At 43.6% G+C, this 23,236-nt stretch carries 19 protein-coding genes; 8 read left to right on the top strand and 11 right to left on the bottom strand.

The window, feature by feature from the left end; translation table 11 throughout:
- Positions 1-12 precede the first annotated feature (12 nt).
- From rbsC to NST79_RS18730, 5 genes are read right to left on the bottom strand one after another with little or no spacing between them, the layout of a single operon-like run.
- On the bottom strand, positions 13-981 hold the full coding sequence (rbsC, locus tag NST79_RS18750) for a ribose ABC transporter permease RbsC (protein WP_017696600.1): 969 nt from the start codon (positions 979-981) through the stop codon (positions 13-15).
- A gap of 1 nt (position 982) precedes the next feature.
- Positions 983-2,464 (bottom strand): ribose ABC transporter ATP-binding protein RbsA, encoded by a 1,482-nt coding sequence (gene rbsA / locus NST79_RS18745; protein ID WP_014478164.1) that lies wholly within the window; start codon positions 2,462-2,464, stop codon positions 983-985.
- A gap of 15 nt (positions 2,465-2,479) precedes the next feature.
- Positions 2,480-2,875 carry a D-ribose pyranase gene (gene rbsD / locus NST79_RS18740; protein WP_029318753.1) on the bottom strand — a complete coding sequence of 132 codons (396 nt, stop codon included), beginning with the start codon at positions 2,873-2,875 and terminating at the stop codon, positions 2,480-2,482.
- Positions 2,872-3,753 carry a ribokinase gene (gene rbsK / locus NST79_RS18735; protein WP_029318754.1) on the bottom strand — a complete coding sequence of 294 codons (882 nt, stop codon included), beginning with the start codon at positions 3,751-3,753 and terminating at the stop codon, positions 2,872-2,874. Before rbsK ends, rbsD begins: the two co-directional genes overlap by 4 nt.
- Position 3,754: 1 nt before the next feature.
- Complete coding sequence (locus NST79_RS18730; RefSeq protein WP_015714821.1) at positions 3,755-4,735, bottom strand: LacI family DNA-binding transcriptional regulator; 981 nt, start codon at positions 4,733-4,735, stop codon at positions 3,755-3,757.
- A 783-nt stretch (positions 4,736-5,518) separates the two neighbouring features.
- Between NST79_RS18730 and pgsB the strand changes: the two genes are divergently transcribed.
- From pgsB to pgdS, 5 genes are all read left to right on the top strand, one after another.
- Positions 5,519-6,700 carry a poly-gamma-glutamate synthase PgsB gene (gene pgsB, locus NST79_RS18725; RefSeq protein WP_003227883.1) on the top strand — a complete coding sequence of 394 codons (1,182 nt, stop codon included), beginning with the start codon at positions 5,519-5,521 and terminating at the stop codon, positions 6,698-6,700.
- Positions 6,701-6,714: 14 nt separating this feature from the next.
- Positions 6,715-7,164 (top strand): poly-gamma-glutamate biosynthesis protein PgsC, encoded by a 450-nt coding sequence (pgsC, locus tag NST79_RS18720; protein ID WP_003227889.1) that lies wholly within the window; start codon positions 6,715-6,717, stop codon positions 7,162-7,164.
- 18 nt (positions 7,165-7,182) lie between these two features.
- Positions 7,183-8,325, top strand: a complete 1,143-nt coding sequence (gene pgsA, locus NST79_RS18715) for a capsular polyglutamate synthetase PgsA (RefSeq protein ID WP_003243306.1) — start codon at positions 7,183-7,185, stop codon at positions 8,323-8,325.
- A 14-nt stretch (positions 8,326-8,339) separates the two neighbouring features.
- Positions 8,340-8,507 carry an extrachromosomal elements maintenance protein EdmS gene (edmS, locus tag NST79_RS18710; RefSeq protein WP_212060634.1) on the top strand — a complete coding sequence of 56 codons (168 nt, stop codon included), beginning with the start codon at positions 8,340-8,342 and terminating at the stop codon, positions 8,505-8,507.
- A gap of 140 nt (positions 8,508-8,647) precedes the next feature.
- Positions 8,648-9,889, top strand: coding sequence for a gamma-DL-glutamyl hydrolase (pgdS, locus tag NST79_RS18705; protein WP_212060640.1), 1,242 nt, complete (start codon positions 8,648-8,650; stop codon positions 9,887-9,889).
- Between the two features lie 33 nt (positions 9,890-9,922).
- On the opposite strand, the gene ywtE is transcribed toward pgdS, so the two are convergent.
- The gene (ywtE, locus tag NST79_RS18700) at positions 9,923-10,783 is read right to left on the bottom strand and encodes a Cof-type HAD-IIB family hydrolase (RefSeq protein WP_212060642.1); all 861 of its coding nucleotides are present in this window, start codon (positions 10,781-10,783) and stop codon (positions 9,923-9,925) included.
- 155 nt (positions 10,784-10,938) lie between these two features.
- Entirely contained in the window at positions 10,939-11,907 is a 969-nt protein-coding gene (gene tagT / locus NST79_RS18695) for a polyisoprenyl-teichoic acid--peptidoglycan teichoic acid transferase TagT (RefSeq protein ID WP_032722634.1), read from the bottom strand.
- A 332-nt stretch (positions 11,908-12,239) separates the two neighbouring features.
- On the opposite strand from tagT, the gene NST79_RS18690 reads away from it, so the two are divergent.
- Entirely contained in the window at positions 12,240-13,613 is a 1,374-nt protein-coding gene (locus NST79_RS18690; protein ID WP_029318758.1) for a sugar porter family MFS transporter, read from the top strand.
- A gap of 36 nt (positions 13,614-13,649) precedes the next feature.
- Here the strand turns inward: NST79_RS18690 and gerBC are convergent, their stop codons facing one another.
- From gerBC to gerBA, 3 genes are read right to left on the bottom strand one after another with little or no spacing between them, the layout of a single operon-like run.
- Positions 13,650-14,774, bottom strand: a complete 1,125-nt coding sequence (gene gerBC / locus NST79_RS18685) for a Ger(x)C family spore germination protein (RefSeq protein ID WP_212060644.1) — start codon at positions 14,772-14,774, stop codon at positions 13,650-13,652.
- On the bottom strand, positions 14,771-15,877 hold the full coding sequence (gene gerBB / locus NST79_RS18680) for a spore germination protein GerBB (protein WP_003244581.1): 1,107 nt from the start codon (positions 15,875-15,877) through the stop codon (positions 14,771-14,773). The genes gerBC and gerBB overlap by 4 nt, the downstream gene beginning before the upstream one ends.
- 5 nt (positions 15,878-15,882) lie before the next feature.
- Complete coding sequence (gerBA, locus tag NST79_RS18675; protein ID WP_003243291.1) at positions 15,883-17,334, bottom strand: spore germination protein GerBA; 1,452 nt, start codon at positions 17,332-17,334, stop codon at positions 15,883-15,885.
- Positions 17,335-17,598: 264 nt separating this feature from the next.
- Here gerBA and manA point away from each other — a divergent pair, with 264 nt between their 5' ends.
- Positions 17,599-18,549, top strand: a complete 951-nt coding sequence (gene manA, locus NST79_RS18670) for a mannose-6-phosphate isomerase, class I (protein WP_167560538.1) — start codon at positions 17,599-17,601, stop codon at positions 18,547-18,549.
- A gap of 128 nt (positions 18,550-18,677) precedes the next feature.
- On the top strand, positions 18,678-21,320 hold the full coding sequence (gene lytD / locus NST79_RS18665) for an SPOR domain-containing protein (RefSeq protein ID WP_212060646.1): 2,643 nt from the start codon (positions 18,678-18,680) through the stop codon (positions 21,318-21,320).
- A gap of 38 nt (positions 21,321-21,358) precedes the next feature.
- On the opposite strand, the gene NST79_RS18660 is transcribed toward lytD, so the two are convergent.
- On the bottom strand, positions 21,359-23,218 hold the full coding sequence (locus NST79_RS18660) for a CDP-glycerol glycerophosphotransferase family protein (protein ID WP_015384814.1): 1,860 nt from the start codon (positions 23,216-23,218) through the stop codon (positions 21,359-21,361).
- Between the last annotated feature and the right edge of the window lie 18 nt (positions 23,219-23,236).

The following is a 23,236-nucleotide window of genomic DNA, read 5'->3' as shown; positions in this document are numbered from 1 at the left end:
GTGAAAACCCTCCTAAGCTGACTTCTTGCGGTCTAATAATACCGCAATTAAGATAACAATCCCTTTGACAACCAGCTGATAAAATGATGAAACGCCAAGCAGATTAAGCCCGTTATTAAGTGTGCCGATGATCAGGACCCCGATCAAAGTGCCGACAATGCGTCCGCGGCCGCCAGAAAGACTTGTCCCTCCTAAGACGACTGCCGCGATAGCATCAAGTTCGTACGATTCTCCCGCAGTCGGCTGGGCCGAATGCAGGCGGGAAGTCAATATGGCACCTCCAAGAGCGGATAAAAGCCCGGCTAAAGAATAGATCATCACTTTCACGCGCGTCACTTTGATGCCTGAAATGAGCGCGGCTTTTTCGTTGCCGCCGATAGCGTACGTTCGGCGTCCGAATGGTGTTTTATGAAGAAGCACCCAAAGGATGACAAAGGCAAGAACCATCGTAATTGCCGGTACAGGAATGCCTAAAAAGTAACCGCGTCCGAACATCTGAAAAGCGTAGTTTGTGCCAAGTCCGGTAATCGGATTTCCATCTGTATACACTAGCGTCAGTCCGCGAAACACAGTCATGGTCGCAAGCGTGGCGATAAAGGGCGCCATTTTTCCTTTAGTAATCAATAATCCGTTGATCATGCCTAGTACGGCACCAATGATACAGCCAAGGATGATCGCGAGAACCGGATCGACACCGGACACAATCATCCCCGCAACTAAAGCACTGGACAGGGCAAGAATAGCGCCAACAGAAAGATCAATGCCGCCTGTCAAAATGACAAAGGTCATCCCGAACGCGATTAATCCGTTAATGGCGACCTGGCGAAGCAGGTTTAAAATATTCAGCGGTTCAAGAAAGCTGGGATTTAAAATAGATACAATGATAACGAGAATAAATAAACCAAGAAACGGGCCGAGTTTTTGCATGACTCCGTCGAAGTGAATCCGTTTTTGTTCTGTTTGCAGTTGTTCCGTTTTCATATTACCGCCCTCCCGTGGCAAGTGTCATAATTCGTTCTTGTGTTGCTTCTCGCGCATGGATTTCTCCGCTGATTCTGCCTTCATGGACAACGATAATCCGATCGCTCATTCCCAGAATTTCAGGCAGCTCTGATGACACCATGATGATAGCGACGCCGCGTTCGGTCAGCTCATTCATCAGCGTATAAATCTCTCGTTTGGCGCCAACATCCACACCTCTGGTTGGCTCATCCAAGATAAGCACTTTCGGTCCGATGCCGATCCACTTGGCTATCACCACTTTTTGCTGGTTTCCTCCTGATAAATGGCGTGCGTGCGTTTCCGGTGATGCTGTTTTGATAGTGAGGCGTTTGATTAACAGATCGACAAATTCAGCCTCCCGCTTATGATCAATGAGACCCTTTGGTGAGAAGCTGGACAGATTGGGCAGGGCAATATTTTCGCGGATCGAGGTGTCGAGCAGGAGCCCTTCATCCTTGCGATTCTCTGTAATAAAGCCGAGACCTTTTTTCACGGCTTCCTGCGGGTTCTTAATAGCCGTTTTTTTCCCAGCGATCCATATCTCACCCGTGTCCAGCCTGTCAACGCCGAACAGCGCTCTCATCATTTCTGTCCGGCCGGCTCCCATCAATCCTGAAACACCGACGATTTCACCGGAACGAACATAAAAGCTGACGTCCTCAAAACTCCCTTTTACGGAAGCATTTTTCACCTCGAATACTTTGTCACCGAGAGAAGGAGTGCGTTTTGGATATCGTTCAGTCAGCTCCCGGCCGACCATTTTTTTGACGACTTCATCAAAATCAGTTTCTGAGATGTTTGTTGTATCTACCGTTTTTCCGTCACGCATGATGGTAATTCTGTCGCAAATCGCAAAAATTTCTTCCATGCGATGCGAAATATAGACAATGGAGACGCCGTTCTTTTTTAACGCTGTAATGACCTCGAAGAGCTTGCTGATTTCACGTTCAGTCAACGCTGCGGTCGGTTCATCCATAATGATGACCTCGGCATTTGTCATAAGCGCTTTTGCGATTTCGATCATTTGCTGCTGTCCGACGGAACATTCGCCGGCTTCTTGATCAAGAGAAAGAGAGACGGAGAGTTTGTCAAATTGCTCTTTTGCTAGCGCTTTCATTTTTCTTGTTTGTAAGACGCCCAGCTTGGAGGATATCTCTTTACCGATAAATAGATTCTCAAGAACGGTCATTTCCGGCCAGATATTCAATTCCTGATGGATAAAGGCTATTCCATGCTGTTCCGCTTCTTTTGGATTGGAAAAATACGTTTCGTTTCCGTTTATGCTGATTTGACCTTTATCTGCTTTGTGCAGGCCTGTCAAAATGTTCATAAGCGTGGACTTGCCGGCGCCGTTTTCTCCCATTAATGCGTGAACCTCGCCAGGCATGAGCTGAAAGGAAACACCTGACAGCACCTGGTTTTTTCCAAATGCTTTATGAATGTCTTTCATTTCAATCTGCATGTTTCATCCTCCTTTCTAGAAAAGCACACCCGCCTGCAGAATGCAGTTGGCATATGGTGTGAATTCTCCTGTTCTTATGACTGCCTTTGCTTCTTTTGTCAGCAGCTTAAACTCCTCGTGAGAAAGGTATTCAATCTCTTGTTCAGAGAAAAGATTTTCTAGAAATTTCGCATTCTCCTGATTGGATGCTTTTATGTCAGCTGCAGCAATGACTTTTTCGACCGCCATTTCCTCAGCCAGTACTGCCGCTGTATCTTGGAAAGCCGGAAGGCCCGGCTTCAGTGAAAGATCAATTTTCAAAACGCCGTCGGGAACCGGCAGTCCGGCATCCGCGATGACAATTTTATCAGTGTGGCCAAGGTCTGCTAAAATCTTGGCAAGATGGCTGTTCAGTATACCGTGTTTTTTCATGACAGCAGCTCCTCTACTTCATTTCTTGTCGGCATTCCGCCTTGGGCCCCGAAGGAACAGACAGAAAGGGAAGCGGCACGATTGGCAAACCGCAATGCGGCTTCAATATCTTTTCCCTCAGCCAGGGCCACGGCAAAGGCTGCGTTAAACGTATCACCGGCTCCGGTTGTATCAACGGGCTCTACAGGGAAGGACGGGATGAGCACTTCTTTGCTGCCAGCCGAATAGCGGACGCCTTGTTTTCCTTCCGTAATAAAGAGCTTTGCCGGATAAAGCGCCAAAGCTTCAGAAATGGTAAGCTCAGGGAATAAAATCGAAGCCTCGTGTTCATTCGGCGTCAGATAGGTGGCGTGATCAATTGTTTCCTGCTTGAGCGGGCGGGCCGGTGCCGGGTTTAGCATGATCGGAATATCGTGAGAATGGCAGTATTTGCACACCTCATCAACCGTTTCTTCTGGGATTTCCTGCTGAATCAGCACCATATCGACCTTTTCAATCTGTTCGAGCGCGTTTAACGCATACGCTGGGGTGATGTCATCGTTCGCGCCTTTGACAACGACAATGCTGTTGTCGCCTTCAGCAAGCACAATATGAGCGGTTCCGCTTTCTGTATGTGTAACCGGTTCCATATAGTTAGTGCAAACGCCGTTAGCTTTGAGATTATTCAAAATAGCTGTTCCATAATGATCGTCTCCGACCTTGCCGACCATAAACACTTGAGCCCCAAGTCTGGCTGCGGCAACGGCCTGATTTGCTCCTTTGCCGCCCGGCACAGTCTGAAATGACGTGCCAAGAACCGTTTCACCGGCTTTTGGGCGTTTGTCCGAGGTGACCACTAAATCCATAGAACAGCTACCAATCACACAAATATTACGCATCTTAATCTTCCTTTCTTGTCGTCTTTCTTCCTATATAGGTGACAGGCATTTGAATTGCCGTTTCTGCCAGAGGCTGTTTTTTGATGATACCCAAAAGCAGTTTGGCAGCTTCTCTCCCCATATCATATGCGGGCTGTTTAATTGTAGAAAGTGGCGGGAACAGAAGTCCGCTTTGCGGAATGTCATCATAGCCGATAATTTGAATGTCCTCCGGTACGTTTTTTCCGCGCCGCAATGCTTCATGTAAAACGGCAGCGGCTTGAATATCATTACTCGCGATCACACCATCTGTCGCTGGATAAGCGGCAAACAGCTCCTTCGCCATTGATTGTGCATCTTTAATTGAAAATGAAGCCGTCTCAATGACCTGAAAATCAACTTCAGCCTGCTTTAAGATTTCCAAAGCGCCGTTAAAGCGGTCTTGAGCGGTCGGCAGGTGAGCGGGTCCTCTCAAGAGCGTAATGCGCTGGCTTTTTCCGTGAATGATAGCCTGGGCGGCTAACTTTCCTCCTGTATAGCCGTCACTGGACACAGAAGGAGCCCCTTCAAGTGTTCTGTCCAGAAAAACAACTGGATAATTCATGCCGCTGTATTCCTCGAGATCCGGGTAATTCGTTGCGGCAATAATGCCTGCGACATGATTTTGCTTAAAGGTTTGAAGGTATTCAAGTTCTTTTTTCAATTCCTCGTCACTGTTGCCGAAAATAAGGCGATAGCCTTCCCGGTTCAATTCATCCTCCGCACCGCGGGCAAGCTGAGGGAAGAAAGGGTTTGTGATATCCGGGAGCAAAAGTCCGATCAGTCGGGATTCTCTTTTATAAAGAGATCTGGCGACTTCATTCGGGTAATAGTTCAGCTTCGCCATCGCCGCTATGACACGCGTTCGCGTTTCTTCGTGTACATAGCCGTTATCATTCAGGACGCGGGAAACCGTCGCAACTGAAACGCCCGCCGCTCCGGCGACATCTTTAATTGTAGCCAAAACAGCTCCTCCTTGTTTATGTAACCGTTTACATAGATAGATTATCATGAACAATCCGAAGTTAGCAATAAAAATATCAAAAGAAATCTAATTGTAAATTGTATATATAATTGAAAAATTTAAGGTTTTCACTCTTTTTTTGACAAAGTCTTCACAAATATGGATGAAGATTTCTTGAACAAATATTAAGTTTTATTAAAATTGTTTCAAAGTCATGCGTTTAGACCTGTAAATGGTGAGAAACAGAAAAGACTATCATCCCAGAAAATGTTTAATTATGTTAGAGAATTCGGACTCATATGTTTAGCGTTTTCATCTCGAACCTCCTTAGTCATTTTGGAATGGGCCTCATATTGCTTATTCCATGCAGAAAGGATGACATTATGACCTTGTCCTTAAGAAACAGGATAAAACTATTTTGTGTTCATAAGAACCGGAAACACGCATGATCGCAGGAGATGCTTGATAACACAGGCTGAAAAAAAGATTGATTTGAAATGCATATTAAACACAAACAGCAAGGTGTGACTATACGTCCAGAAGGATATCAGGGGAGAAATGAAAGCGCATTCTCTTCGATTTTTTAAAAAAGTGATAAGGTATAAGTCCTGCTGTTTTCCAAAAATAGAAAACAGTTTGTAGGTATAAAATCTCTTTCAAAAGAGAAGTTTGGCTTAGTCGATTAGGGAAGATTATGTTACATAATGCCGATTGAGAATTCATAGTGATTCTATATACTGATGAATGAATTTACAACAATATAGAAGGAGATGTCGAAAAGCAATGTGGTTACTCATTATAGCCTGTGCTGTCATACTGGTCATCGGAATATTAGAAAAACGACGACATCAGAAAAACATTGATGCCCTCCCTGTTCGGGTGAATATTAACGGCATCCGCGGAAAATCGACTGTGACAAGGCTGACAACCGGAATATTAATAGAAGCCGGTTACAAGACTGTTGGAAAAACAACAGGAACAGATGCAAGAATGATTTACTGGGACACACCGGAGGAAAAGCCGATTAAACGGAAACCTCAGGGGCCGAATATCGGAGAGCAAAAAGAAGTCATGAGAGAAACAGTAGAAAGAGGGGCTAACGCGATTGTCAGTGAATGCATGGCTGTTAACCCAGATTATCAAATCATCTTTCAGGAAGAACTTCTGCAGGCCAATATCGGCGTCATTGTGAATGTTTTAGAAGACCATATGGATGTCATGGGGCCGACGCTTGATGAAATTGCAGAAGCGTTTACCGCTACAATTCCTTATAATGGCCATCTTGTCATTACAGATAGTGAATATACCGAGTTCTTTAAACAAAAAGCAAAAGAACGAAACACAAAAGTCATCATTGCTGATAACTCAAAAATTACAGATGAGTATTTACGTAAATTTGAATACATGGTATTCCCTGATAACGCTTCTCTGGCGCTGGGTGTGGCTCAAGCACTCGGCATTGACGAAGAAACAGCATTTAAGGGAATGCTGAATGCGCCGCCAGATCCGGGAGCAATGAGAATTCTTCCGCTGATCAGTCCGAGCGAGCCTGGGCACTTTGTTAATGGGTTTGCCGCAAACGACGCTTCTTCTACTTTGAATATATGGAAACGTGTAAAAGAAATCGGTTACCCGACCGATGATCCGATCATCATCATGAACTGCCGCGCAGACCGTGTCGATCGGACACAGCAATTCGCAAATGACGTATTGCCTTATATTGAAGCAAGTGAACTGATCTTAATCGGTGAAACAACAGAACCGATCGTAAAAGCCTACGAAGAAGGCAAAATTCCTGCAGACAAACTGCATGATCTAGAGTATAAGTCAACAGATGAAATTATGGAGTTGTTAAAGAAAAGAATGCACAACCGTGTCATATATGGCGTCGGCAATATTCATGGTGCCGCAGAGCCTTTAATTGAAAAAATCCACGAATACAAGGTTAAGCAGCTCGTAAGCTAGGGGGAAATGCAAACATGTTCGGATCAGATTTATACATCGCACTAATTTTAGGTGTACTACTCAGTTTAATTTTTGCGGAAAAAACAGGGATCGTGCCGGCAGGACTTGTTGTACCGGGATATTTAGGACTTGTGTTTAATCAGCCGGTCTTTATTTTACTTGTTTTGCTAGTGAGCTTGCTCACTTATGTTATTGTGAAATACGGTTTATCCAAATTTATGATTTTGTACGGACGCAGAAAATTCGCTGCCATGCTGATAACAGGGATCGTCCTAAAAATCGCGTTTGATTTTCTATACCCGATTGTACCATTTGAAATCGCAGAATTTCGAGGAATCGGCATCATCGTGCCAGGTTTAATTGCCAATACCATTCAGAAACAAGGTTTAACCATTACGTTCGGAAGCACGCTGCTATTGAGCGGAGCGACCTTTGCTATCATGTTTGTTTACTACTTAATTTAATGTAAGGTGTGTCAAACGATGAAAAAAGAACTGAGCTTTCATGAAAAGCTGCTAAAGCTGACAAAACAGCAAAAAAAGAAAACCAATAAGCACGTATTTATTGCCATTCCGATCGTTTTTGTCCTTATGTTCGCTTTCATGTGGGCGGGAAAAGCGGAAACGCCGAAGGTCAAAACGTATTCTGATGACGTACTCTCAGCCTCATTTGTAGGCGATATTATGATGGGACGCTATGTTGAAAAAGTAACGGAGCAAAAAGGGGCAGACAGTATTTTTCAATATGTTGAACCGATCTTTAGAGCCTCGGATTATGTAGCAGGAAACTTTGAAAACCCGGTAACCTATCAAAAGAATTATAAACAAGCAGATAAAGAGATTCATCTGCAGACGAATAAGGAATCAGTAAAAGTCTTGAAGGACATGAATTTCACAGTTCTCAACAGCGCCAACAACCACGCAATGGATTACGGCGTTCAGGGCATGAAAGATACGCTTGGAGAATTTGCGAAGCAAAATCTTGATATCGTTGGAGCGGGATACAGCTTAAGTGATGCGAAAAAGAAAATTTCGTACCAGAAAGTCAACGGGGTAACGATTGCGACGCTTGGCTTTACCGATGTGTCCGGGAAAGGTTTCGCGGCTAAAAAGAATACGCCGGGCGTGCTGCCCGCAGATCCTGAAATCTTCATCCCTATGATTTCAGAAGCGAAAAAACATGCGGACATCGTTGTTGTACAGTCACACTGGGGCCAAGAGTATGACAATGATCCAAACGACCGCCAGCGCCAGCTTGCAAGAGCCATGTCTGATGCGGGAGCTGACATCATCGTCGGCCATCACCCGCACGTCTTAGAACCGATTGAAGTATATAACGGAACCGTCATTTTCTACAGCCTCGGCAACTTTGTCTTTGACCAAGGCTGGACGAGAACAAGAGACAGTGCACTGGTTCAGTATCACCTGAAGAAAAATGGAACAGGACGCTTTGAAGTGACACCGATCGATATCCATGAAGCGACACCTGCGCCTGTGAAAAAAGACAGCCTTAAACAGAAAACCATTATTCGCGAACTGACGAAAGACTCTAATTTCGCTTGGAAAGTAGAAGACGGAAAACTGACGTTTGATATTGATCATAGTGACAAACTAAAATCTAAATAAACGGAGTGATAAAGATGAAATTTGTCAAAGCCTTCTGGCCGTTTGTTGCCGTAGCTATCGTGTTCATGTTTATGTCAGCTTTTAAATTCAATGATCAGCTGACAGATCAGGAAAAACAGAAGATTGATATGGAAATGAATAAAATCCAGCAGCAGGAAGAACCGGTAAACGCCAATAAATAATTCAAAAAAGAGAGTGTCTGATGAGACACTCTCTTTTTATTTGCCCAGCATATTCATTCTGTAAAAATATTAAAAAGTCTCTTAACATATTCAAAAAAATACCGATGTTAAAACTGCAAAAAGAGGAGGAGATAATAAAAGTGAACACACTGGCAAACTGGAAGAAGTTTTTGCTTGTGGCGGTTATCATTTGTTTTTTGGTTCCAATTATGACAAAAGCGGAGATTGCGGAAGCTGATACATCATCAGAATTGATTGTCAGCGAAGCAAAAAACCTGCTTGGATATCAGTATAAATATGGCGGGGAAACGCCGAAAGAGGGTTTCGATCCATCAGGATTGATACAATATGTGTTCAGTAAGGCTGATATTCATCTGCCGAGATCTGTAAACGACCAGTATAAAATCGGAACAGCTGTAAAGCCGGAAAACCTGAAGCCGGGTGATATTTTGTTTTTCAAGAAAGAGGGAAGCACCGGCACTGTTCCGACACATGACGCCCTTTATATCGGAGACGGCCAAATGGTTCACAGTACACAGTCAAAAGGGGTTATCATCACCAATTACAAACAAAGCAGCTATTGGAGCGGAACTTATATCGGGGCGAGACGAATCGCTGCCGATCCGGCAACGGCTGATGTTCCTGTCGTTCAGGAGGCCGAAAAATATATCGGTGTCCCATATGTGTTTGGCGGAAGCACGCCGTCAGAGGGCTTTGATTGCTCGGGGCTTGTGCAATATGTGTTTCAACAGGCACTTGGCATTTATCTGCCGCGATCAGCCGAACAGCAGTGGGCAGTGGGCGAGAAGGTAGCCCCTCAGAACATAAAGCCTGGTGATGTCGTCTATTTCAGCAATACGTATAAAACGGGAATTTCACATGCAGGCATTTATGCAGGCGCAGGCAGGTTCATTCAGGCAAGCCGGTCAGAAAAAGTAACCATTTCCTATTTGTCAGAGGATTACTGGAAATCGAAGATGACGGGTATTCGCCGATTTGACAACCTGACAATCCCGAAAGAAAATCCGATTGTTTCCGAAGCGACGCTTTATGTCGGAGAAGTGCCTTACAAACAGGGCGGAGTAACACCTGAGACAGGATTTGATACAGCTGGATTTGTCCAATATGTCTACCAGAAAGCAGCTGGTATTTCACTGCCTCGATACGCAACAAGCCAGTACAATGCCGGAACTAAGATTGAGAAGGCGGACCTGAAGCCGGGAGACATTGTGTTCTTTCAATCAACAAGCTTAAATCCCTCCATCTATATCGGAAACGGACAAGTTGTTCATGTCACATTATCAAACGGCGTGACCGTCACCAATATGAACACGAGCACATATTGGAAGGATAAATACGCAGGAAGTATACGGGTGCAATAAAAGAAAAAGACTCCAATCTCTGGAGTCTTTTCTTTATGTATATTGTCCTGAAAGAAGCTGGTCTATAAAGTAGGCCACACCATTTTCATCATTGCTTTTTGTGACAAAGGTGCTTTTTTCTTTTAATTCATCAATCGCATTTTCCATGGCGATACGGTGCCCGGCGACTTCAAACATGGACAAATCGTTTGGACTATCGCCGATCGCATAGATATCCTGTGTTTCAATTCCGTATATGTCAGCGAGCTTTGTTAACGCGCGTCCTTTTCCTGACGAGGCCGGCAGGATTTCGATAATATGTTTTCCTGAAGAGGTTTGCGCCAGTTTTTTATGATGCTTCAGTTCTTCCTTCGCTTGTTTCAGCTTGTCCATATCAAAGGAGAAGCAAAGAAGCTTATAAATGTTTTCACCGCCGTCAAAAACCGATTCGATATGAGGGATTGGTTTAATGCCAAACTGTTTGAATTGAGTCATGGCTCCTTGCCACAAGTCATCCGTCTGCTCGTTTGGGTTTGCGCTCTTTAGAATGTCAAGCTCCGCGTGCAGCTTAGCTTCGCCGTCAAAAGGAGAAAGCAGATGGTCATCTGTATATACCTCAAAGTAAATGTTTTTTGAAAGTAAGTAATCAGCAATCGCTTTACCGGCTTCCTGATCCATTAATGTCCGGCTGATCAAACGGTAACCCGTGTCATGGATCGTGCCGCCATTAGCTGCAATGATAGGGATGTCCAAGTCATCCAGCAGCGCTTTTACATCAAATGTCGCTCTTCCCGTGCAAATGGTGACGAGGATGCCGGCATCAACGGCCCGCTTGATCGCCTCTCTGTTTTCCGCAGAAATGACGCTTTCTTTATTCAGTAATGTTCCGTCTAGATCAATCGCAATACATTTCATATGTAGGGGAACCTCCTTAAAAATGAAGCTGCTTCGTGTAGTATGTTCAGCTTGCCTGTGAAACATAATCCATATAAATTAAGGCTAAACGTTACTTTGATAATTTTCAACAAGGAAATATGTAAAACGGGATGGCGTAATCGCCATCCCGTTCATTATACACCTAAATCGTTTTGCAGCTCTTTTTTAACTTCCTGCAGCTTTTGCTGATTCAATTTGAAATAATAGACTCCGGCAGGTTCATAATCATAACCCGTCAGCTGAATAGACTCAACTGATTTCAATGAAGTGATGAACGGGAACAGGCCGATGGCATCTTTAAGAGATAAGTTCATTTTTAAATTTTGCCCCATCGTATCCACAATATCATCATAAGCCGGAATTGAGCTCAATGATTTTGATTTATCTATAATGGCGCTCAGCACTTCCATTTGTCTTTGCCCGCGTAAAAGGTCACTGTCCGCTTTACGTGTTCTTACGTAAGCGAGCGCTTCTTCCCCATCAAGCGTATGTGTTCCTTTTTGAAGAACGACTTTACCTTTTGTATCTTTTTTGATTTGCTGAATGACTTTATCGCTTTTTACAGTTACTTTGACGCCATTTAACTCGTTTACGACGTCTTCAAAAGCCGTGAAATTGCTTTCTACGACATAATCGACGGGAATATCCAGCATTTCTTCAACTGTTTTCACAGTCAAGTCAACGCCGCCGTAAGCGTGAGCATGTGTGAATTTATCATACCCGTGGCCTGGGATGTTTACATAGGCGTCACGCGGAATGCTCAGCATTTTAGCTGTTTTTTCTTTCCGATTAAATGTAACCAGCACATTCGCGTCACTTCTTGCCTGATCGACGGTCTCGCCGTTTTTCTCCCTGGCATCAATTCCTAAGAGCAATACAGAAAAAGAATCTTTTCCAGGATCAAATTCTTTGATCCGTTTTACAGATTGTTCTCCGCGTGCAAGGCTGACGTGAGCTTCCTTAGAAGCATTGTTCAGCTTTACAAAAGCATAGGCGCCGACAGAGCCTGCCGCAATGATTAAAAAAGCCATTAATCCGGCAACAACTTTCACCCATTTTTTTAGTTTTCTTTTTTTCTTTCTGCGCTGTGATCGTTCTTCCATATATCAATACCTCACGTTTCTTTAATATTTGAAGCGTACCATTCTATTTGCCATGGGGCAACTACTCGAAAGACATTTTTCGATAAATATTCCTATATTTATAAGTTCTTGTTTTTGAAAATTGATAACGATGATGTAATGAATCACCTTATATTGGACGCCGCAGCAGGTAAAATGTTTCGGCGACATTGAAAAAAATACAAGTAAATGATTGGAAAACTTATGATCAGCAAAATAAAAAGGTTTAATGGCCGGAAAAAGAGGCTAAAAGATTTCTAAAAAAATCCCACAGACAATGTCATTGCAGCTGATGGAGAAAGGGAGTCATCTTTATGAAAAAGCAGTCAAATATATGGCTTTATTTTTTCGGAGCTCTTGGAGGCGCGTTATATGGCTATGATACCGGAGTGATTTCCGGAGCTATTTTATTTATGAAAAAGGAGTTAGGCTTAAACGCGTTTACAGAAGGTCTTGTTGTCAGCTCCTTGCTGGTTGGGGCGATATTGGGCTCAGGAGCGGCCGGCAAGCTGACTGACCGTTTCGGAAGAAAAAAAGCAATTATGGCAGCCGCGCTGCTGTTTTGTATAGGCGGTCTTGGTGTGGCACTGGCCCCAAATACAGGAGTCATGGTGCTGTTTCGCATCATTTTGGGACTTGCAGTCGGAACATCGACGACAATCGTGCCCCTTTATTTATCTGAACTGGCGCCAAAACATAAACGCGGGGCGCTGTCATCACTGAATCAGCTGATGATCACGGTCGGCATCCTTCTTTCTTACATTGTCAATTACATATTTGCCGATGCCGAAGCGTGGCGCTGGATGCTTGGATTGGCTGCTGTGCCGTCATTGCTCTTGCTTATTGGCATTTTGTTTATGCCGGAGAGCCCGCGCTGGCTGTTCACGAATGGCGAAGAAAGCAAAGCGAAGAAAATTCTTGAAAAATTGCGTGGCACAAAAGATATTGATCAGGAAATACATGATATAAAAGAAGCGGAAAAGCAGGATGAAGGCGGTCTGAAGGAGCTGTTCGATCCATGGGTGCGCCCAGCGCTTATTGCAGGTTTGGGACTCGCTTTTTTGCAGCAATTTATCGGAACGAATACGATCATCTACTATGCGCCAAAGACCTTTACAAACGTCGGATTCGGAAACTCCGCTTCGATTTTAGGCACGGTCGGAATCGGCACAGTCAATGTTCTCATGACATTAGTAGCGATTAAAATTATCGACAAGATTGGAAGAAAGCCGTTACTGCTATTCGGGAATGCGGGCATGGTGATCAGCTTGATCGTTCTCGCTTTAGTAAATCTCTTTTTCGATAACACTCCGGCTGCCTCATGGACGACCGTCATTTGTTTAGGCGTGTTTATCGTTGTCTTTGCGGTCAGCTGGGGACCGGTTGTGTGGGTGATGCTTCCTGAATTGTTCCCGCTTCACGTCAGAGGAATCGGGACCGGTGTTTCGACCTTAATGTTGCACGTTGGGACACTGATTGTTTCATTAACCTATCCAATATTAATGGAAGCGATCGGAATCAGTTATTTATTCCTGATTTATGCCGCGATCGGTATCATGGCGTTCTTATTTGTCCGATTTAAAGTGACAGAGACAAAGGGAAAAAGCCTTGAAGAAATTGAGCAGGATTTACGGGACAAAAACGGACAGGGAGGAGCGGCCGGAAAACAGCAGACTGTCGGAACATAAAAAAGGGTGCGCGATCATGCGCACCCTTTTGATTGCTTACTTTCCCACCGTGCCAAAGTTAATGATTTTAAAAGAAATATCGTACTTAAAATCAGCCTCAGAAAATATTTCATCCCAATGCCCTTTTACTTTATTCCAGTAGTCAGGGTGTTGAATCCTTATGTGGTCTGATAAAAAGACCGGATCGGTTTTATACTCGTGCTGCAGTTTATCCATCACCTGCTTTACATCTCGTTCAAGCTTTTTTTCAAAAATGTTTTCCAGCCTGTGCAAATAACTTTTGCTAAAGGAGTTTTCATTCGGGTTTTGGTCTTCTGTCAGGATGCCCTTCGTTTTAACAGAAATATGAAAGACAGGCTTTCCGTTTTCAATGATAGGCTTAATTTTGGTTTTCGACTTTTTGATTTCAAACGTAATCGGATGTCCTTTATCTGTCGTCGGCATGACACCGCCTTGGATCGTCCCCATGACCCATGACAGTGTTTGGGTTTCATCAGCTGAAAGAAACCCAACGAGTTTATTGCTGCCCCTTTTGATAATGCCTGCTCCGTCATACTTGGCTTTTCCCTTTTCGTTTTTCACGGCTTGAATAAGATAACTGTACCCGTTCTGAGAGTAGACAGAAGCTCTTCCGATGCGCAGCGGTATCATAATCTTACCGTTATATCCGCTGTGAGTTGTCAAATCAATCAGTTTTTCGGAGGGCATCGGCTGCTGCTGATTGGGGTTTCCTTTTGTGAAAACATCAGCTGCATTCCCTCTGGCTGCCATCAAATAGCTGCTTCGCCGCAGCTCATCATCCCGGATAAAGTGGTTGAGGACTTGGTCTACATTTTGATTCCTCATCAGTTTTTCTCCCAGAAGGATCACTTTTAAATGATCGCTATAAACAGGAGGGTCCTTGATGGATACATCACTGACTGCTTCCAGAATCGTTTTCCCGTGGGACGTTACATTAACAAATTCGGGTTTTCCGGATGCTTGGCTGTCTTCGCTTTGGGGAAGAAGGTTTTGATACGTCAGTTTGTACTGGTGATCATTTGTCTCATCGATCGCCAGCCCTCTGGCGAAGGATAGTTGCTCGATATCTTTGACATCCCAGCAGCCGCAGAGGGCCAGCAGCATAAAAAACATGACGGAGAATTTTGATGCTGTTTTCATTGCAGCTGCCCCCTCCCTATTTTTTTCTGTATCCAGCTTAAAAACCAGACGAAGAATGGAATTGTAATCACAATTAAGAAAGCATATCCAAGAAGCGTCCCGTAATAAAACACGTCATTCAAGTCCTTGGGATACATCGTTATGAAAAACGTCGCAGCCAGCATTGCAGTCAGCAGCCATGCATTGTTTTTATTTTTTAGATGAAAGATTTCCGTTAACCCGATATGGGCGCCTTTAAAGGATCCGAGCATACAGGCAAATTGCTGGGCTGTCCAGGTCAGCTGTAAGAACAAATCAAATCGTTCAATAAAAATACCCGGAACCTCTAATGCGTGAATAAGGGAAATGGTCGGCCATGTCACCGTTTTTGCCTCAGCCACAGTCATACAGCCAATCACAATGAGCAAAGTAATGCTGTAGAACAATGTGGAAGTCGCGATGCCCAGAGCAACAGCCTTTTTCACTTGCTTTGGATCTCTCATAAAGGGGACCAGGTAAAAAATGATTTCAAATCCGGAGAAATATAATAATGTTTTTGGGAATAAAGAGAAAAAGCTTTGATAGCCTCCTTCAAATACCGGCCGGATAAAATCAAGCTGGAACAAGCGAAAGCTGAACATCAGAAGCATCATAAAAATAATAAGGGTTATAGGAAAAATATAAGCGTATACTTTTGCAATTGAATAAACGCCTCCGCCTACATGATAGATGGCAACTGCAAGAAATATAAACACCACAACTGCCATTGGCGTATTTTTCAACAAAAAGAATCCGACAACCTCTCCCAAAATCCGAGCTTGAAAGCAAACAATCCCAATGAAATATAGACAGATATATAAATTCAATAGAAAGCCGATGAATTTTCCAGCTACAATGCTGTTGAGCTTAAAAAGAGTTTTTCCGCTGTTTTTTTGAAGAAAAGGCAAAAAAAGCAGAACGATGATAATAAAAATAACGCCCTGGAGCAGTATCATTAGCCATCCGCTCGGACTGCCGGTTTCGGCGGCTGAGCGGGGAAGGGTCAGCACCCCGGCACCAATCAATGTGCTGCTGATCATAATGAGCGTCTGCATAAATGTCAGTTTATGCTCTGATTTCCTCATAGCCATCACCTTTGTCTGATGTTATCTTCGGGATCGTTTCGTGTCGGTCTTCTTTTTAAAAACATCGTGGGAATACGGATGACTGTGTCTTTCAAATCCTGTCCAGGCTGCGCCATGATCGGGATAATGTAATCCTGTCCAAAGCTTTTCAGGCGCATGAGATGGCCGATCACAAACAGATAAACCATTATAACGCCATACATGCCAAGCGCTGTTGCACTTATCATAACCCCGATCCGAATGATCCGCAGCGGAAAGTTATAGGCGTATGAAGGAACGGTAAAGGATGCCAGTGCTGTGACAGAAACGACAATGACCATAAGCGCACTGACAATTTGCGCCTGAACAGCTGCCTGTCCGATGACAACGCCGCCGATAAGGCCAATTGTCTGTCCAATCGGCTTAGGCAGCCTTAATCCGGCTTCTCGAATCAATTCGATCGTAAAGATCATGATAAAGGCCTCTACAAAAGGCGGGAATGGTACGTTAAGCCTGCTGCCTGCAATGGAAATGGCCATTCTAGTCGGCAATAGCCCGGTGTGAAAAGAAACGAGAGAAATATACAGACCGGGCAAATAAATGGTGATCAGGATGCTGGAATAACGAAGAAGGCGTACAAGTGACATTGGGATCCAGCGCTGGCTGTAATCATCGGGCGAATGAATAAATTCGTCAACCGTAGCCGGTACAATCAAAGCAAACGGCGTACCATCCACTAATATGGACACTCGCCCTTCTAATAGAGAACTTTCGACCCGGTCCGGTCGTTCTGTGCTTAATATTGTGGGGAAAATTGAAAATGGTTCGTCTTCAATCAGCTGTTCAAGCGTCCCCGATTCCGGCAAATTATCTATATTGACTGATTTCAGCCTTTTAAACACTTCTTTGACGACATAATCTGGGGCGATATCCTGAATATAAGCGACAGCGATTTTCTTTTTGGTCCTTTTTCCGAGTGTCATTTCTTTGATGACGAGATTAGGATCACTCGTCCGTTCACGCAAAAGCGCCGTGTTTGTCCGCAGCTTTTCAATAAATCCTATTTTAGGGCCGCGTTCCACGACTTCGGAGGAGGGTTCATCAAGACTGCGTGTTGCGACTGACTTTGTGTCGAAAGCTAATCCTCCGCGATAGCCATCAGCGAGCAAAATGGCTTGCCCTGAAAAAACGAGCTGCTCTATTTCTTTCATTGTAGAAACAACGCTGTGGTGAAAGCCGAAAAAAAAGGCGGATAAGTCTTCAATCGAGCATTCCTTATGGGCCAACGCCTCTTTTTGTAAAGGAGAAATGACGTATTGCGCCAGCATTTTATTCTCTGTCAGACCGTCAATATACAGTAAACACGCCTTTTGTCTGCTATCTCCGAAAGCAAATGTATAAAACATCATATCGTCGTTTTGTCCCAATGTTTTTTTCAGTGTGTCTAAATTGTTCTGGAGATCAGAGTCGATTTGCATAGTTTCTCTCCTTCGTAAACAGATTGACGGTTTTTATTAATTTGTATCAAAAAAGGAGAATTATTCTTATCGAGGAAAAGGCTGAAACAAAGCTTCTTTTCGACGTGATATAATAGATAGGAAGCGTTTTCTTTGAAGGGGTAATGAAAAGATGATGCTTTGTACATATGTTGTCATCGGAAAAAGGCAGCTTATACGGGCGTTTGTAAGAGGGGCGCACCGGGAAAATGATGATCAGTTATTTACAGGGGAGGGGTACGGATCATGACGCAATCACCGATTTTTCTAACGCCTGTGTTTAAAGAAAAAATCTGGGGCGGAACCGCTTTACGAGATAGATTTGGATACAGTATTCCTTCAGAATCAACGGGGGAATGCTGGGTCATTTCCGCTCATCCAAAAGGACCGAGCACTGTTGCAAATGGCCCGTATAAAGGAAAGACATTGATCGAGCTTTGGGAAGAGCACCGTGAAGTATTCGGCGGCGTAGAGGGGGATCGGTTTCCGCTTCTGACAAAGCTGCTGGATGTGAAGGAAGATACGTCAATTAAAGTTCACCCTGATGATTACTATGCCGGAGAAAACGAAGAGGGAGAACTCGGCAAGACGGAATGCTGGTACATTATCGACTGTAAGGAAAACGCAGAAATCATTTACGGGCATACGGCCCGCTCAAAAACCGAACTTGTCACAATGATCAACAGCGGTGACTGGGAGGGCCTGCTGCGAAGAATCAAAATTAAACCGGGTGATTTCTATTATGTGCCGAGCGGAACGCTGCACGCATTGTGCAAGGGGGCCCTTGTTTTAGAGACTCAGCAAAATTCAGATGCCACATACCGGGTGTACGATTATGACCGTCTTGATAGCAACGGAAGTCCGAGAGAGCTTCATTTTGCCAAAGCGGTCAATGCCGCCACGGTTCCCCATGTGGACGGGTATATAGATGAATCGACCGAATCAAGAAAAGGCATAACCATTAAAACGTTTGTTCAAGGGGAATATTTTTCGGTGTATAAATGGGACATCAATGGCGAAGCTGAAATGACTCAGGATGAATCCTTTCTGATTTGCAGCGTGATAGAAGGAAGCGGTTTGCTCAAGTATGAGGACAAAACATGTCCGCTCAAAAAAGGTGATCACTTTATTTTGCCGGCTCAAATGCCCGATTTTACGATAAAAGGAACTTGTACCCTTATCGTGTCTCATATTTAAACTTAATCTCACTTCGAGGTTAAGTTTTTTTATTAGAAAATGGAAGTGATTCACCTATAAATGAAGCATGCGCGTGCCGATAAATAAACTAGTTTTATATACTCATAGAATAAGAAAGAGGAGAAGGAATGAAAAAGAGACTAATCGCACCTATGCTTCTATCCGCCGCGTCCCTTGCCTTTTTTGCCATGTCTGGTTCTGCCCAGGCAGCCGCGTATACCGACTACTCACTATATCAAGTAGAGCCGTCGAATACGTTCAGTACAGAAAGCCAAGCCTCACAAGCAGTCGCCAAACTGGAAAAAGATACTGGCTGGGATGCATCCTATCAGGCTTCAGGCACAACAACGACCTACCAAATTTCCGCCTCAGGCATTCATAGCGAATCAGAAGCGAAAGCAATACTGAGCGGACTCGCCAAACAGACATCAATTACAGGAACGTCAAGTCCTGTTGGAAGCAAACAGCCATATGTCACCATCTCGTCAGGTGCCATCTCCGGAGAAAAACAGGCCAACACTATGCTAGCAAAGCTGAAACAGGAGACGGGAGTGGCTGGTGCTGTAAAAGCTTACGGAGCAGCTCAGCCCTATATGAACGTCATGACATCAGACATTGCTGATGAGACAAAAGTCAAGGCGCTTATCCAGAGCCTGGCCAAGCAAACGGGGATTAAAAGCTCGTATCAGCCCATCACACACACGGTGTCTGTCACAACCATTCAGTCTGGCACAATCGTGGGAGACAGCAGAGCTGCGCAGATCAAAAATGCCTTCCAAAAGGAATCCGGGCTGCATGCATCATTAAAGGAAACGGTGAAAGGACAAGCCTATTATACGTTCACAACTGCCGCTATTTCAGGTGAAGCGAATGCCAAAACTCTATTGCAGCAGCTGAAACAGAGCACTGGCATCACAGGCAGCTACAAGTCCATCAATCAAAAAACAACCGTTGAGTCATACAATGTCCAATCAGCTTATTTCAAAGGGCTGAATACAGTAAAGGACGCCATCAGCCAAATCAAGAAAAACACTGGCGTATCCGGCAGTTATCAACAGGTTGGAAAAAGCACATCATATACCGTGAATATGAAGGGTATAACAAAACAGCAGCTCCAAAAAATAGACACTTTCTTTAAAAAGAAAAAATGGCATTACACGTCATCCAGCGTCAAAAAAACGACAACGTCTGCAGCTTATCAAATCACGACGGCAAAGATTTTAGGCGAGCAGCAAGCAAACAAAGCAGCAGCCTTCTTTGCTCAGAAAAAAGTAAAAGCTGCAAAAACAGCAGCTGGATCAACAGCAGAAAATCAATATCAGTTCATCTCAGAAGAAACATCAGATCAAGCAAAAGTCACAAAGGGTTTGAACATATTAAAGAAAAATCAGCTAAGTGCTTCTGCGAAATCCGTCAAAAAACAAATAGCTGACACGTTTAAAATCACAACCGAATCTCTGCTTGATCAAACGAAAGTCAATCAGGCACTCACGTTTTTCAAATCGAATCATATATCAGTAGCAAGCCAGAAAACCGGTCAGACAGCTGCGAGCAGCTATCAAATCACAACTGAAGCTATCATCAGCCAAGAAGAGATTGACCGCGTTTTAACATTTTTCAAACAAAATCATATCGCAGTCACAACATCAAAAACAGGCCAGACTGCATATACACAATACAAAATCGTGACAACACAGCTTAGCAGCAAAACCGCATTGAACAATGGGTTAACCTATCTTAAATCGAAAAGTGTAACCCCGAGCTATACAACGAAAAGCAATACGCTTTATAAAATCAGCGTAAATGAGCAGTTCACAGGCAATGATACAGCTGCTGCGGCATCAACGAAGCTAAAACAATTATACGGATGGACATCATCTATCGTGAAGATCAAAAACGGCCCGCAAATCATGAAAACAAACTACAATCTCTCGCTTCGTGATATGGTCCAAAAACAAATGACAGTAAGTCCGCAAACAGACGGAGCGGCTTACGTATCGCTCACGTACATTAATACAGCAACATCAACTGTTACGGCTGATGTACTAAATATCCGGTCAACGCCGGAAGTCAGCCCGACAAACGTGATCGGCCAGTTTAAAAAAGGCGATAAAGTGAAAGTCATCGGACAGATAAACGGCTGGGCTAAGATCAATTTGGGCTGGCGAAACGCAAGCAGTGATGAAGTAGTTCAATACGTGGATCCGAATAACTTTTCCAGAGACAGCAAATACTACTTCCAATTTCTCAAGCTGTCACAGACAGCGGGTCTCAGCGTTACTGAGGTCAATCAGAAAGTGCTTGCGGGTAAAGGCATCCTGACAGGGAGAGCAAAGGCATTTATCGATGCCGCCAATCAATATAGCATCAACGAACTGTATTTAATCTCACACGCTCTTCTTGAAACAGGAAACGGGACATCCGCCTTAGCCAATGGATTAACCTATAACGGAAAAACCGTATACAACATGTATGGAATTGGAGCATACGACAGCAATCCGAATTACTACGGAGCCAAATATGCGTACGAGCAGGGCTGGTTCACACCTGAAGCGGCCATTATCGGCGGAGCTAAATTCATAGGCTCATCGTATATCCACAACACAGCTTACAATCAAGATACACTGTACAAAATGAGATGGTCAGCTACAGCGACACATCAATACGCAACAGACATCGGCTGGGCGTACAAACAAGTAAACCGCATGTACAGCCTGTATTCATTGCTGGACGGTTATACACTTTACTTTGATGTTCCGGAATATCAATAAAAAAAACACCTTTTGCGGCTGCAAAAGGTGTTTTTGATTTATCTTTTAAGAACTTTATCCTCTGATGGCTCTTCTTCCTGAGGGAAAACAATTTGATCGACGACTCGCTCACTTGCTTTTCCATCAAGATCATCGAAGAAATAATGAACAAATGAATCAATTTGCTCAAAGTTATACTTCTCTTCTTTAATGATCGAAATCATTTGCTCAGACGTTTTCGCAAGAGGGCCAGGAATAAAGTCAAAGTAATCGTAATAGAAATCACGTTTGCGAATATAATCATCTACATCATAGCTGAAGAAGATCATTGGTTTATTTAATAAAGCATACTCAAAGCAGACAGAAGAGTAATCCGTTATCAGAATATCTGTTACGAGCAATAGCTCGTTAATTTCCCTGAACGAAGAGAAATCATAAAAGAAATCGCTGTACTGATAAGGTATATTGGCATCGTTTCGTACGAATGGATGAATTTTGAATAAGAAGATATATTCATCCTTTAACTCTCGATACAGACGGTCAAAATCAAGCACTTCAAAAGGATAATGAGCTGATTGCTGACCGTTTCCGCGGAAGGTTGGAGCAAAAAGAATGACCTTTTTGTCCTTTAGAAACGGATATTCCGTGTAAAGGCGTTCTTTTACAAATGCCTTCTTCGCTTCATCAAAGAAAAAGTCTGTTCGCGGTACGCCCGTAGCAATGACGTTCTCAATGTCTACCCCAAAGCCCTCTGCGTAGTGCTTCCGTATATTTTCAGAGCTGACAATAACCTTCGTGTAGTTTCTATGGTTTTTCGAATGCGGTGACGGTCCTCCTGGCAGACCGATTCGGCTGTAGCCGAATGTCTTAAAGGCACCGACAGCATGCCACAGCTGGACAAGGTCCGCATTTTTACGGATTTTTAACGGATAAATAATCGGATAAAAATCATCTATAAAAATGATTTTGCTTGTCGCAAAATGATAAGCCATCGACATCAGTTCAGACAGGCTTTTTCTATCTCGAATACTGCTCTTTAAGAAAAATTTGAAATCAAAATTTTCTTCACGTTTCAGCAGCTCTTCATAAACAAATTCGAAGTTTCCTGTCATATCAAGCCGGCTGTCAGAAGCAAAGACAATTTTATTAGACTTAATTGGAAGCAGGCGGAATACATCATAAGCAAAATGGAATAAGCTTGTATTCAGCTTGCGCAAAAAGCGGTTTGCCTCTTTTCCAGTATCCAGCTCCAAAAGGCTCGGATCAATTTCCTGCAGTTTGTTGCAAGACAAATTAATCGTCTTTTCGCCCTCATCATAATTAACGATCAAATTGAACTTCATCAGCTTTTTAGCAGAATGAAATTCCATTTTTGTGGCATACACATCATTAGAAAGGAAATTACTTACATTTCCGACTGTATGCACTTCCTGATGTTTTACATTTTGGTCATCTACAGCTTCAATCTCGAGAAACAGCTTATACTCGCCCTGCGGAAGAGGTTTGTCATTCATCAGCTTAGAAAAGTTAATCTGCTGTGAAAATCCTGCCCACTTATAGGCTCCAGGCACATTTGAAGTATCAATTGACAGCTTATCTACCGGAACATCCCGCAGTGAAACAGCTGTAAATAAAACACCGTTGTTCACCAATAATAAACGTTTTCGAACCTGATCCTCTTTTTGAAGCGGCAGGCCCTTGATATACATATAACCCGCAATTTTTAGAATTGACCCATTCCAAGAAAACTCAGAAATCTTTCTGACAGGGACTTGCTGGTTTTCTTCAATTCGCTTCGTTTTATCAAATAGAGAAAAAACCCTGTTATCAGCTGGATGGACAATGACAGCTGCATTTTCTTTTTGCGTTTTCTTTTTTGATCTGAAAAGTCTGTTCTTAATCTTTCTTGCCAGCTTCACTTTGTACCTCACTTTCTC

Origin of the sequence: Bacillus sp. PS196, from assembly GCF_037963555.1 — a bacterium.
GTDB lineage: Bacteria > Bacillota > Bacilli > Bacillales > Bacillaceae > Bacillus > Bacillus subtilis.
This window is presented reverse-complemented; position numbering and strand designations above follow the sequence as displayed.